This is a genomic window from Thioalkalivibrio sp. ALgr1 (assembly GCF_000378285.1).
Lineage (GTDB): Bacteria > Pseudomonadota > Gammaproteobacteria > Ectothiorhodospirales > Ectothiorhodospiraceae > Thioalkalivibrio.
Map to the genome: position 1 here is coordinate 91,229 of NZ_KB905135.1, position 12,810 is coordinate 104,038.

The 12,810-nt window shown below is 69.0% G+C and carries 13 protein-coding genes; 6 read left to right on the top strand and 7 right to left on the bottom strand.

The window, feature by feature from the left end; all coding sequences use genetic code 11:
* Nucleotides 1–36: 36 nt before the first annotated feature.
* From F466_RS0109845 to F466_RS0109855, 3 genes are read right to left on the bottom strand one after another with little or no spacing between them, the layout of a single operon-like run.
* Nucleotides 37–2,406 carry a DNA translocase FtsK gene (locus F466_RS0109845; protein WP_018994032.1) on the bottom strand — a complete coding sequence of 790 codons (2,370 nt, stop codon included), beginning with the start codon at nt 2,404–2,406 and terminating at the stop codon, nt 37–39.
* Between the two features lie 25 nt (nt 2,407–2,431).
* Nucleotides 2,432–3,187, bottom strand: coding sequence for a DUF429 domain-containing protein (locus tag F466_RS0109850; protein ID WP_026296446.1), 756 nt, complete (start codon nt 3,185–3,187; stop codon nt 2,432–2,434).
* On the bottom strand, nt 3,184–4,422 hold the full coding sequence (locus F466_RS0109855; protein ID WP_018994034.1) for a methyltransferase domain-containing protein: 1,239 nt from the start codon (nt 4,420–4,422) through the stop codon (nt 3,184–3,186). Before F466_RS0109855 ends, F466_RS0109850 begins: the two co-directional genes overlap by 4 nt.
* Nucleotides 4,423–4,485: 63 nt before the next feature.
* Between F466_RS0109855 and F466_RS0109860 the strand changes: the two genes are divergently transcribed.
* The 6 genes from F466_RS0109860 to F466_RS0109885 all read left to right on the top strand — a co-directional run bounded on the left by F466_RS0109860 (nt 4,486) and on the right by F466_RS0109885 (nt 9,572).
* Entirely contained in the window at nt 4,486–5,604 is a 1,119-nt protein-coding gene (locus F466_RS0109860; RefSeq protein ID WP_018994035.1) for a transporter substrate-binding domain-containing protein, read from the top strand.
* A gap of 26 nt (nt 5,605–5,630) precedes the next feature.
* Nucleotides 5,631–5,957 (top strand): hypothetical protein, encoded by a 327-nt coding sequence (locus F466_RS0109865; RefSeq protein WP_018994036.1) that lies wholly within the window; start codon nt 5,631–5,633, stop codon nt 5,955–5,957.
* Nucleotides 5,958–6,245: 288 nt separating this feature from the next.
* Complete coding sequence (locus F466_RS0109870; RefSeq protein ID WP_018994037.1) at nt 6,246–6,596, top strand: hypothetical protein; 351 nt, start codon at nt 6,246–6,248, stop codon at nt 6,594–6,596.
* 94 nt (nt 6,597–6,690) lie between these two features.
* Nucleotides 6,691–7,308: a transcriptional repressor LexA gene (gene lexA, locus F466_RS0109875; protein WP_018994038.1), complete on the top strand. Its 618-nt coding sequence runs from the start codon at nt 6,691–6,693 to the stop codon at nt 7,306–7,308.
* Nucleotides 7,309–7,312: 4 nt separating this feature from the next.
* Nucleotides 7,313–7,936 carry a translesion DNA synthesis-associated protein ImuA gene (gene imuA, locus F466_RS0109880; protein WP_018994039.1) on the top strand — a complete coding sequence of 208 codons (624 nt, stop codon included), beginning with the start codon at nt 7,313–7,315 and terminating at the stop codon, nt 7,934–7,936.
* Between the two features lie 169 nt (nt 7,937–8,105).
* Nucleotides 8,106–9,572 carry a DNA polymerase Y family protein gene (locus F466_RS0109885; protein WP_018994040.1) on the top strand — a complete coding sequence of 489 codons (1,467 nt, stop codon included), beginning with the start codon at nt 8,106–8,108 and terminating at the stop codon, nt 9,570–9,572.
* Nucleotides 9,573–9,602: 30 nt separating this feature from the next.
* On the opposite strand, the gene F466_RS0109890 is transcribed toward F466_RS0109885, so the two are convergent.
* The 4 genes from F466_RS0109890 to minC form a co-directional block, all read right to left on the bottom strand.
* A complete protein-coding gene (locus F466_RS0109890) occupies nt 9,603–10,610 on the bottom strand; it encodes an NAD-dependent epimerase (RefSeq protein ID WP_018994041.1) in 1,008 nt (335 codons plus the stop codon).
* Nucleotides 10,611–10,761: 151 nt separating this feature from the next.
* Nucleotides 10,762–11,019 carry a cell division topological specificity factor MinE gene (minE, locus tag F466_RS0109895; protein ID WP_018994042.1) on the bottom strand — a complete coding sequence of 86 codons (258 nt, stop codon included), beginning with the start codon at nt 11,017–11,019 and terminating at the stop codon, nt 10,762–10,764.
* Between the two features lie 2 nt (nt 11,020–11,021).
* A complete protein-coding gene (gene minD, locus F466_RS0109900) occupies nt 11,022–11,831 on the bottom strand; it encodes a septum site-determining protein MinD (RefSeq protein WP_018994043.1) in 810 nt (269 codons plus the stop codon).
* Nucleotides 11,832–11,899: 68 nt separating this feature from the next.
* Complete coding sequence (gene minC, locus F466_RS0109905; RefSeq protein WP_051074786.1) at nt 11,900–12,679, bottom strand: septum site-determining protein MinC; 780 nt, start codon at nt 12,677–12,679, stop codon at nt 11,900–11,902.
* Nucleotides 12,680–12,810: the final 131 nt, after the last annotated feature.

Consider the following 12,810-nt stretch of genomic DNA (forward strand, 5'->3'; position numbering starts at 1 on the left):
ACTCGAGCGCGAGCGTGTACATTGATCAGTGTTTCCCTAGTCGTTCGGCCCCGGGACCAGGACCTCGCGATTGCCATTGGACTGCACCGGGCTGACCAGCCCGGCGGCCTCCATGTCCTCGACCATGCGCGCGGCACGGTTGTAGCCGATCTTCAGGCGGCGCTGGATGAACGAGATCGAGGCCTTGCGCGTCTCGATCACGATCTGCACGGCCTGGTCGTAAAGCGGGTCGGTCTCCGCCTCGCCATCGCCCGGTGCCTCCAGCCCCGGGATCGCGGCGGCCCCGGCCTCCGGCTCGTCGAGGATTGCCTCGTTGTAGTTCGGCTCGCCGGTAGATTTCAGGTACTCCACCACCTGATGGACCTCGTTGTCGCCGACGAAGGCACCATGTACGCGCTCCGGCATCGCCTTGCCCGGCGGCAGGTAGAGCATGTCGCCGTGGCCCAGCAGGTGCTCGGCCCCCATCTGGTCGAGGATGGTGCGCGAGTCCACGCGCGAGGAGACCTGGAAGGCGATACGGCTGGGGATGTTCGCCTTGATCAGGCCGGTGATCACGTCCACCGACGGGCGCTGGGTGGCCAGGATCAGGTGGATACCGGCGGCGCGCGCCTTCTGCGCCAGGCGTGCGATCAGCTCCTCCACCTTCTTGCCCACCACCATCATCATGTCGGCGAACTCGTCGACCACGATCACGATGAACGGCAACGGCTCCAGCTCCGGCGCCTCGGTCTCGGTCAGCGCCTCCTCCGGCTTGAACAGTGGGTCCTTCAACGGCTCGCCGGCGGCCTCGGCATCGCGCACCTTCTTGTTGAAGCCGCCGATATTGCGCACGCCCATCGCCGACATCAGCTTGTAGCGCCGCTCCATCTCCGCCACCGCCCAGCGCAGGGCGTTGGAGGCATCCTTCATGTCGGTCACGACCTCGCACAGAAGGTGCGGGATGCCGTCGTACACCGACAGCTCCAGCATCTTCGGGTCGATCAGGATCAGGCGCACGTCGTCCGGCGTGGACTTGTACAGCAGCGACAGCAGCATCGCGTTCACGCCGACCGACTTACCCGAGCCGGTCGTCCCGGCCACCAGCAGGTGCGGCATCTTCGCCAGATCCGCCATCACCGGGCCACCGCCGATGTCCTTGCCGAGCGCCATGGTCAGCGGCGACTTGTTCGCGTCGAACAGCTCCGAGCGCAGGATCTCCGAGAGCGCCACGATCTCGCGGTTCTCGTTGGGGATCTCCAGGCCCACGGTGGACTTGCCCGGGATCACCTCGACGATGCGCACCGCCATCACCGACAGCGAGCGCGCCAGATCGGTGGACAGCCCCGAGATGCGCGAGGCCTTGACCCCGGCGGCCGGCTGCAGCTCGAAGCGCGTGATCACCGGGCCCGGCTGCACCGCGACCACCTCGACCTCCACGCCAAAGTCCTTCAGCTTCAGCTCGACCAGGCGCGAGAGTGCCTGCAGCGACTCCTCCGAGAAGCCATCCGGCGGGGGTGGCGCCTCGTCCAGCAGGGACAGCGGCGGACGCGGATCGGCCCCGGACCCTTCGGTGAACAGCGGGACCTGCTTTTCCTTCTGTACGCGCGGGCTGGGCGCGGGCGCCTCGATGCGCGGCTCCACGCGCGAGGGCGCGCGCTTCTCGGTGCGCTTGCGCTCCTTTTCCACCCGCGTCTCGCGCTCGGCCCGCTCGCGCGCGCCGATGCGGCGATCCCGGGCCGAATCCAGCTGAGCGCGAAGCCGCTCGAAGCCACGGATGGTCAACTGACCCAGCCGGTCCATCAGCAGGAACCAGGACAGGCCCGTGAACAGCGTCACCCCGGCCAGGAACAGCGCCAGCAGCACCAGCGTCGCCCCGACCAGGCTCAGCCCGGCCACGGCCCAGCCGGCAAACAAGTCTCCGAGGATGCCGCCCGCGTGCACCGGCATCCCGCCCGGGAGCAGGTGCAACGCGGCCAGCGCCGCGCCCGAGATCAGTGCCACAATCAGCGCGACCCCGCGCACGGTCAGTTCCATCGGGCTGGCGATCCGCGCCTCGCGGCGATGCCGGAACAGCCACCAGCCGATGCCGCCGACCGCCAGCGGAATCAGGTAGGCCAGATAGCCCAGCAGGTGAAACGCGATGTCCGCAAACCAGGCGCCGGTGGTGCCACCCAGGTTGCGCAGGCTCTCGCCATCGCCGGTGGTGGACCAGGCCGCATCGCCCGGGTGATAGCTCACCAGGGCGACCAGCAGATAAAGCGCCAGCATGCCGAAGATCAGCAGCGCACCCTCGCGCAGCCCGCGCAGCAACTGCCCGCTCAGGCTGGGTGCCGCAGCCGGCTCTGCCGTCTTCCTGCCCTTGCCCCCGGATTTGGCCTTGCTTGCGGCCATGCGCTCCCCATTGTGTTCGGCCCGCGACACGGGCATTGCGAATCATCGCGCAGTTTACCGATTAAGACGTCGTTCGTGGGGGCCGATCTCCCTCCCTGCGAAACGGGTCCGGATCGGCCGACCAGATCCAGCCCTCGCGGCCCGCCAGCGCCGCCTCATCCGCGGTCGGCGCGACTGCGTGTCCGGCCAGGAAATCGACCCCGGCCAGCACGCACAGCACCGCATCCAGCGTATCGTCGGTGGCGACACTCAGGTCTGGCACGGGCCCCTCGAAGGCCTCGGGCAGCCGGGCCCGGACATCGACACGGGTATCCCAGCCACGGACCCTGCGCAGGGCGGCCGGATACACCTCGATCGCAGCTGAATCGGCAACCGGCCCAGCAACCCGGGGCAGCGGAAGCGCCCGTCCGCTCTGGTCGCGCAGCGCTTGCAGCAGATTGACCGCCGCCAGCGCAGTGCGCGCGATGAAGTTCGCCCCCACCTCCAGCGGGCGCTTGCCGAGGCGCTCCCGAATCACCCGGTCGGTATGGCGGTGGAACATCGCATCCGCGTCCGCCGTAATGCCCGCACCGGCCTGGTGCCCCGACAGTTCCCGCGCCAGGGCGCTGGGCCAGCCGAGCGGGGCATCCAGGCACAGCAGAACGGGTCCCGGCGTATCCATCCAGCCGGCCACGATCGCGGCCGCCGGCTCGCTCGGGTGCGCGCGGCGGGCTTCCTCCAGGCGCAAGTCGTCGCCGGACCAGCGGGCACAGGCCAGCCCGGTCTTGCGCGGCTGGGTGGCACAGTCGACGCCGATGATGCGGATGGGGTTGCTCACGGACACCGGCCCCAGACCGCGAACACCGGGTCGGCATAATCCAGGCGCCCGGCATAAGGGTCGTCCGGCGGGCGCGGCAGGCCGCGCAGCGAGAGCGTGGAAAGGTCGTCGAACCCTGCGCGCAGGAACAAATCGAGCACCAGCCCCATGCGCTCGAAGTCGTACAACTGCTCCCAGACCGCGATCGCCTTGGTCGGGAAGCAGCGATCGGAGAACGCCACCGCCAACACCCCACCCGGGCGCAGCAACTCGCGCACCGAGGCGAATACTGCCTGTGGGCGCGTCAGATACTCCACCGAGGCGGTACACACGACCGCGTCGAAACTCGCGGGCGGCAGAGGAATCGTCGGCTGTCGATTCAGATCGTGCACCAGAGCCTGATCCAGGGCCTCGTTGGCGGCCAGCTCCTCGTGGTTCATGCCCAGCCCGACAACCGCCTCGGGAGACTGCAGGCGATCCAGATGCGATGCCCAACTGCTCATCAGGTCCAGCACCCGTGCACCCTGCGGGATCAGCGTGGCGTAAAGCGCCGCGATCCGGGCACGGGCCGTGGCATCCAGGTGATGCACCATGCGTGGCCCGGCGTAGAACTCGCGATCGGGCGCGGGATCCTCGCGCTCACAGGCCTCCCCAGACCAGAAGTCCGTCGGCCGCCCGTGCCAGCGCGCCTGCATCCCCGGGCCGCGCGCCGTCAGCATCCGGGTAACAGCCACCGCCCGATCGTCTTCGCGTCCCTGCTCGTGAAACGCCATTACCCGGGCGCGCAGCTGCAGGTCGTCCATGCCCGCCAGCGGATGGTTCAGGTCCGCGACGAGCCGCGCGTCTTCCAGCTTGCCGATGCGGAACAGCTCGCGGTCGCCGGCCTCGATGCCGGCATGGCCGGCGATGAACGCACGCGGATAGAAACGCCCGGCCCGGGGTTCCACCACCCGATGCCGGCGCAGGCGGCGATTGAACGCCGCCGGCGGCAGTTCGACCTCCCCGGCCGGGTCCCACCCCGGGACCAAAGGTGCCCCCGGAACGTCTACTGCCTCGCCGACATCCACGCCGGCCAGCTGCGACCCGATGGCGCCCGGCCAGACGTCGTGCGCCGGCATCAGCCACGGCAGGAACAGGCACTCGCGATGCCGCGCCTCGGCACTGCTCCAGTCCAGGGTAAAACCGACATCCAGCGCCGGGCGCGGCGTACCCATGGCCGTTGGCGCGCGTTCCGGGCAGGCAAAGGGGTCGTACATCCGTTGGTGTTTCCCTGTGGGCATTCCCGGTATGGTACGGCGAATCACCTTGAGGATATGCCCATGCCCCGTAGCGGTCGCGCTCTGTTGTACCTGATCGTTCTGACTGTGCTCGCGGGGCTGCTGGCTGCCCCTGCCGCGGCCCAGGCCCCCGGGGCCACGGCAGGCTCCGATCTCGGTGAGACGGAAACACTGCGGGTCGGCACCCGCTTCGTACCTCCGTTCGTGATCCCGCCGGACGATGCCGAGGGCCACCCCACCGGCATCGCGATCGAACTGTGGGAGCGGGTCGCGGAGCGCCTGGAGCTGGACTACGAGTACCGCGAGACCAGTCTCGAGGGGCTGATCGACGGGCTGGGGGACGGGCGTATCGATGTCTCGGTCGCCGCCCTGACCGCCACCTCGGACCGCGCCGAGCGGGTCGATTTCACTCACCCCTATTACACTACCGGGCTGTCCATCGCCGTGCCTCAGCAGGGCAACCCGGTGGCCGGGGCGCTGCGGGCCTTCATCTCCGTTCCCTTTCTGATGGTGGTACTGGCCCTGGCCGGACTGCTCCTGCTGGTGGGCGCGCTGCTGTGGCTGTTCGAGCGTCGGCGCAACGCCGACGAGTTCGGTGGCAACGCCGCCCAGGGGCTCGGCTCCGCGTTCTGGTGGGCCGCAGTCACCATGACCACGGTCGGCTATGGCGACAAGGCCCCGCGCACCCTGCCAGGACGCATGATCGCGCTGGTCTGGATGTTCGCCGCGCTGATCCTCGTGTCTACATTTACTGCCGCGATCGCGACCACGCTGACGGTCAGCTCGCTGGATACCGGCATCCAGAATGTCTCCGACCTGGAGGGTCAGCGTATCGCCACCATCGGCGGCTCCAGTGCTGCCGCCTGGCTGAACGATCAGGGCTTTGCCTACCGCGACCACCAGGACCTGACGTCCGCCCTCACGGCGGTGGCCGAGGGACGCGCCGATGCGATGGTCTACGACGCCCCGCTGCTGCGCTACCAGACGCGCGAACACTTCGCCGGCGAACTGGAGGTCCTGCCAGTGGAGTTTTTGCGCCAGGACTACGCCCTCGCCCTGCCCCAGGGCTCGCCCCTGCGCGCCCCGATGAACGTTGCCATACTGGAGATTCTGGAATCCGACGACTGGCAGCGCGTGCTGCGCCGCTATCTCGGCAACTGACCAGCCGGGCGGGGAGTAAAGACATCATGGCTGAAACATTTCTGGTGGCCATCGTCGATCAGGATCGCGAGGACCTGGCGCTGGCGATCGCGGCCGAGGAAGGCGGCGCGGACGGCACGGTGATGCACGGCGCGGGGCTCGGCTTTCCGGACCACATGACCTTTCTCGGCGTGACCTACCAGGGCCGGGAGTCGGTCTGCATCTGGGAGCTGGACGAGCAACGCGCCGAGCGCATCGCCCGCCGCCTGAACCTGGAACTGGACCTGCTGCAGCCGTACAACGGCCTGGCCTTCACACTGGATGCCCAGGCCCTGGCGGGCATGCAGTTCGCGGGTACCCCCGCCCAACCCTAAGGAAACACTGATCAATGTACACGCTCGCGTTGGTACCCCAGGTTTTCCGAGACAAGGCGCGGTGCGCAGCCGGTAGTGGTTCTACCGGCAAGGGCCGCAACGCAGGATCGGGGAACCTGGGGTACCAACCCCAAGGGGCTCGGCCGCTTTTGCGCGCGCACCGCGTTGCGGCTCCCTTGTGCAGAATGACTGCACGGCAGTCACCGCGCCTTGTTCGCACGCAAAAGCGACTCGAGCGCGAGCGTGTACATTGATCAGTGTTTCCTAATCTTCTGCGCGAGGAACGCCATGCAATTCGTACTGCTCGCCGCCGTGGTCCCGCGCAACCGGGCCGACCGTGCCATCGAGACCGTGCGCCGCGAGGGCGCCGCCGGCCTGACGCTGCTGGAGGGCCAGGGCATTGCCCAGCTGCGCCGCACACCGATCATGGATCTGAAGGACTCCGCGGCCCGCAACGTGCTGCTAATGGTCCTGGAGGCCAGCCTCGCCGAACGGCTGCTGAAACGCCTGGACGAAGAACTCGCTTTGAGCGAGGTCGGCAACGGCTTCGCGTTCACCCTGCCGATCAAGGACATCGCCGGCATCAAGCCGGAACAGATCGAGCACCTGCGCCAGACACTGGAGCAGGGCTCGCCTTAGGGAAACACCGATCACGAAGGCACTTGCCGCTACTTGCCTCGGACTTCGCCACGGAATACTGTATTTATAACCAGTAACCCGTGGAGCACCCGCCGTGTCCCTGACCGCGCGCCAGCAGGCCATCCTCGACTACATCAGCGAGACCGTCGCCACCCAGGGCACGGCCCCGACGCGCAGCGAGATCGCCCGTGCCTTTGGTTTCCGCTCGCCCTATGCGGCCGAATGCCACCTGAAGGCCCTGGAGAAAAAGGGCGCGATCGAGCTGGTGGGCGGGGCCGCGCGCGGTATCCGCCTGGCCGGTGCGCATGCGGCCCGCCCGGCCGAACTACCTCTGGTCGGGCGCGTGGCGGCCGGCTCGCCGATCCTCGCCACCGAGCATATCGAACGCCACTACCGAATCGACGACAGCCTGTTCCGGGCCCGCCCGGACTACCTGCTGCGCGTGCACGGCGAGAGCATGCGCGACGCCGGCATCCTCGATGGCGACCTGCTGGCCGTCCGCCAGACCCCGGAGGCCCGCCCCGGCCAGATCGTCGTGGCCCGCATCGAGGACGAGGTGACGGTCAAGCGCTTCGAGCGGGACGGTGCCCGCGTGCGCCTGCTGCCGGAGAACCCCGACTTCGCCCCGATCGAGATCAACCTGGAGCGTCAGGAGCTGGCGATCGAAGGCATCGGGGTCGGCGTACTGCGCGATCTTGAAGCGCAGGGCTAAGCCCGTGCCTTCCATTGATGCCCTGCTCGATCATCCGGCGCTGTGGCGCGGGCGCAGCGCCGCCCCTGCCGCGAATGCCCCGGTCTGGCCGAGTGGTCACCCGGCGCTGGACCGGGCCCTCGGGGGCGGCTGGCCGCGCGGCCAGCTGATCGAACTCCTGGGCGCCCCCTTTGGCTGTGGCGAGACCCGTCTGCTGGTCCCCATGCTCGCGGCCTGCGGCCGCGAAGGCTACTGGATCGCGCTGCTGGCGCCGCCCGCCACGCCCTGGCTGCCCGGCTGGCAGCCGCTCGGCATCCCGCCGGAACGGGTGCTGATGATCCGCACCGAACACAACCGCGACACCCTCTGGGCCGGCGAACAATGCCTGCGCGACCCGGCCTTCGGGGTCCTGCTGGCCTGGCTGGGCGGCCCGGTGGAAACCGCGTTGTTGCGTCGGCTGCGCCTGGCCGCGGCCGAAAGCCAGGCCTGCGCCATCCTGTACCGCCCGCCGCGCGCCGCGGAGCAGCCCTCCCCGGCCCATCAGCGCCTGCGCTGGCAGCCCGCCACCGACGGCCTCGAACTGCACTGCCTGAAGGGCATCGGCGACTGGGCCCGTTCCGGCCAGGCCCTGCACATCCCGGTGCCCTGAGATGGGCCATCCGGAGCGACCACAAGCCGTCCCACACCCGCGGGCCTCTCGCCCGGTCCGCGCATGGCGCCAGCCAGCCCTTATTCCGCCCTCGGTTGCGCCCTCGGAGCACCCAGCGGAGTCCGGCCCTGCCCCACGGATCGGACCACGCTCAGCAAACGAACAGTGGATGGCGGTCGAGCTGCCGCACCTGGCGCTGGAGACCCTGGCGCGTGCCGAGGCGGGCCGTTCACGGCTGACCGAACGCCCCCTGCTGGTGGTCGAGGCCGGCGCCGCTCCACGCGTGCATGCCGCTAATCGCGCCGCGCGCCGCACCGGGGCCCGACCGGGCATGGCGCTGGCCGATGCCCTTGCCATCCTCGACACGCCGGAACTCGTCGAGCACGACCCGCAGGCCCAGACCGCGCAGATCGCCATGCTGGCCGGCGTGCTGCTGCAGTTCTCCGATCACGTGCACCCGGAGCCGGACGCCCGGCGCATCCTGCTGGAGGTCGGCCGCAGCCGGCGCCTGTTCGGCGGACTCGCCGCCCTGCGGGAACGGGTGCGGGGCACCCTGGAGGGACTGGGCTTCCACCCGCGCATCGGCGTGGCACGCAGTCCGGCCGCCGCTCGCCTGCTGGCCACCCTGCGTAATCCCGCGATCCCCGAAGATAGCGAGGCCCTGCGCCGCACCCTGTCACCGGTCCCACTGGAGGCCCTGCCGCTCTCCGCCGCGACCCGGGAGGGCCTGCGGGCCATCGGCCTGCGCCAGCTCGGCGACCTGCTGCGCCTGGCGCGCCCCGAACTCGCGCGCCGCCACGGCCCGGAGTTGCTGACACTGCTGGATCGGCTGCTGGGGCGGCGCACGGAGACCCTGCCGCGCTTCGACCCGCCCCCGGAACTGGACCTGTCGCTGCGCCTGGAACACGAGATTCATGCGACCGGGGCCCTGGCCTTCCCGCTCAAGCGCCTGCTGCGCCAGGCCGAGGCCCAGCTGCGCGGCCTGAACCGCAGCCTGCAGGGGATGACGCTGGAGCTGAAACACCGTGAGGCGCATGCGCGGATTACCGCTACCCGAATGGCCCCTACCCGAATAACGCTGGAACGCGGCGATCCCGGTATCCGTGCGGAGGACTGGCTGCCCCTGTGGCAGACCCGGCTGGAACGCGAGGTCCTGCCCGCCCCGGTCATCGGCCTGCGCCTGCGGGCCACGCGGCTGCTCGACCCGCCCGCGCAGGGCGCCAGCCTGCTGGCCGAGACACCGGGCCACCCGCCGCCAGACGCGCAGCTGCCGGCCGTGCTGGCCCGCCTGAGCGCGCGTCTGGGCGAGCAGGCGATCGTCCGGCTGACCGCCAGCGGCATCCCGCGCCCCGAGGCCGCCCAGGACGCGCGACACGATCTCGACGCGGCAGCCTCACCCCCGCCGCCGACACCCGCGCAAATGATCTGCGGCACGGCGCTGTGGCTACAGGACCCACAGCCGACCCCACCCCCGCTGCAAGCACACGGGCTGGGCCGGCTGGAGGATGGCTGGTGGGACCGCGGGCAGGATGTACGCCGCGATTACGCGGTCACGCGCGACCGGCAGGGTCGCAGGCTGTGGCTGTACCGCTGCCTGCGCAGCGGCCAGTGGTTCCGGCAGGGGTACTGGGGGTAGCGCGCCAGTACGGCGCGCCCGGGTTACTGATCAGACGCGGTAGTACTCGCGATACCACTCGACAAAGCGGGCGATACCGTCTTCCACCGCGGTCGCGGGGGCATAGCCCACGTCCTCGCGCAGGGCCTCGACATCGGCGTAGGTGTCCGGCACATCGCCCGGCTGCAGGGGCAGGAGGTTTTTCTCGGCCTTCTTGCCCAGGCAGTCTTCCAGCACCTCGATGTAGCGCATCAGCTCCACCGGCTCGTGGTTGCCGATGTTGTACAGCCGGTAGGGTGCCGCACTCGTCGCCGAATCGGGCTCGGCCCCGGTCCACGCAGGATTGGCCCGTGCCGGACGATCCAGCGCGCGGATCACGCCCTCGACGATGTCGTCGATGTAGGTGAAGTCACGGCGGTGGTGGCCGTAGTTGAAGACGTCGATCGGCTCGCCCGCCAGGATCTTCTTCGTGAACAGGAACAGCGCCATGTCCGGTCGGCCCCAGGGGCCGTAGACGGTAAAGAAGCGCAGGCCCGTCACCGGGAGCTGGTAGAGGTGCGCATAGGTATGCGCCATCAGCTCGTTGGCCTTCTTGCTCGCCGCGTAGAGGCTCAGCGGGTGGTCGACGTTGTCGTGTACCGAGAACGGCATCGTGGTGTTGGCGCCGTAGACGGAGCTGGAGCTGGCGTAGACCAGGTGCTCCACACCGTTGTGCCGGCAGCCCTCCAGGATGTTGCCGAAGCCGACCAGGTTGGTGTCGACATAGGCCGCCGGGTTCTCCAGCGAGTAGCGCACCCCGGCCTGAGCCGCCAGGTTGACCACCCGCTCCGGGCGATGCTCGCGAAACACCCGCTCCATCGCCGCGCGGTCGGCGATGTCCTCGCGGACCTCGGTATAGCTCGGGTGGTCCTGCGTGCGCGCCAGGCGTGCCTCTTTCAGCGAGACATCGTAGTAGTCGTTGAGGTTGTCGACGCCGATGACCTCGTCGCCCCGCTCCAGCAGGCGCAGGGAGAGGGCGCTGCCAATAAAACCGGCGCTGCCGGTGACCAGGATTCTCATGGACGGATCATGTGCCTTATGCCGATGTTAAGCCGATGGGGCCGGGGCAACCCACCGTAGGAGGCCAGCCCTCTGGCCGATGGGGGCCGGGCCTGGCTCCCCATCGCTCAGGGGGCTGAGCTCCTACAGCGAGAGACGGGCTGAACATATGCTAGCCCCGATCGTCGGGCAGGATGATGTTCAACTCCAGCACCTCGCAGTCGCCCTCGCGGTCGACGTTCATCTGCACGGCGTCGTCGTTGACCTTCACGTACTTGCGGATGACCTGCAGCAGTTCCTGCTGCATCGCGGGCAGATAATCCGGCCCGCCCCGGGCCGCACGTTCGCGCGCCACGATGATCTGCAGGCGTTCCTTGGCAACACTGGCGCTTTTCTGCCGCGGCTGGCGGAAGTAGTCGAAGATGCCCATGGTCAGCCCCCGAACAGGCGTCCGAAGAAGCCCTTCTTCGGTACATCGACAAAGCGAAGCGGGCGCTCCTCGCCCAGGAAGCGATCCACTGCATCCTGGTAGGCCTGACCGGCGTCGGATTCCTCGTCCAGCACCACGGGCTGGCCGGCATTCGAGGCGTTCAGCACGGCCTGCGATTCGGGGATCACACCCAGCAGGTCGATGGCCAGGATCTCACCCACGTCCTCGATACTGAGCATCTCGCCGCGCGCGGCGCGCTCCGCGGCATAGCGGGTCAGCAGCAGGCGCCCCTGGATCGGCTCGCCGCCCTGTTCCACCTGCCGGGTCTTGCTGGCGAGGATGCCGAGGATGCGGTCGGAGTCGCGCACCGAGGAGACCTCGGGGTTGGTGACCACGATGGCCTCGTCAGCAAAGTAGGCCGCCATCAGCGCGCCCCGCTCGATCCCCGCCGGGCTGTCGCAGATGATGTACTCGAAGTCCTCGGACAGCTCGTTCAGCACGCGCTCCACACCGTCCTGCGTCAGGGCGTCCTTGTCGCGCGTCTGCGAGGCCGGGAGGATGTACAGGTTGTCTGCGCGCTTGTCGCGGATCAGCGCCTGTTTCAGGTTGGCGTCGCCATTGATCACGTTGACAAAGTCATACACCACGCGGCGCTCGCAGCCCATGATCAGATCCAGGTTGCGCAGGCCGACGTCAAAATCGATCACGGCCGTCTTGTGGCCGCGCAGGGCCAGACCGGTGGCGATCGCGGCAGAGGTGGTGGTCTTGCCGACCCCGCCCTTGCCCGAGGTAATCACTACGATGCGTGCCATGGTGGCTGCTTCTCCTTGGTCGTCGCGCGATGACGTATACAGGACCGAGCGCCCTCTACGCCGCTCGCTCAGATTTCAGCGATCTTGAGGCTTTCGCCCGCGAGTGTCACCAGCCGGTTCTCGCCACGCTCGGACTCGGCGATATCCTCGGCCACCCGGTAATGTCCCGCGATAGACAAAAGCTCTGCATCCAGTCGCCGGCAGAAGATCCGAGCCGTCTCCAGGCCCCGCACGCCGGCGAGTGCCCGCCCGCGCAGAGGACCCAGCACATGGATGTGGCCATCCGCGAGCAGTTCAGCACCGGCGGACACCGCCCCGGTCACCAGCAGGTCGCCGCCGCGGGCGTAGATCTGCTGCCCGGAACGGACAGGACGATCCACCACGCGGGTCGCGCTGTGGACCGCGGGGGCGGCCTCGGCCAACCTGTCCGCGGATTTCTTGCCCTTCTTGCTCGGCGCCGGCTCCGGGGGCTCGCCTTCATCCAGGGGCACCTCGCCACTGGGCGCGCCACCGCGGCCACCCAGTTGCAGCACGGGCAACACATCGAATAGCTCGGAATAGCTCTGCAGACGCTCGGCGACCTCGCCGGCATGCAGGCCGATCAGCTTGAAGCCCTCGGCGCGCACCTGCTCGATGGTCGCCTGCAGGTCGCTCTCGGGCGCCTCGGCCACCGGCTCGAGGTCCAGCACGATGGGCATGTCGCGCATCAGGTCCGGGGCCTGTTCGCGGTGCGCGACCAGCTGCTCGCCAAGCTGCCGGGGGTCGGTCTGGAACACCCGCAGCACCGACACCAGCATCATGCGCCCTTTCAGTTCAATGGTCTGGACGGGACTCGGCGTAGCGCTCATGCGTGCGTAGGGCCCTGCTGTGAGATCGGCGATCGGGAAACTCGGCCTCCAACGCGCGTCGGAAGACCGGAAAGATGCGCGCTTTATAGCGCGGACGGGGAAAGCACAGCAAGGGAGTGCCACCGAAATCG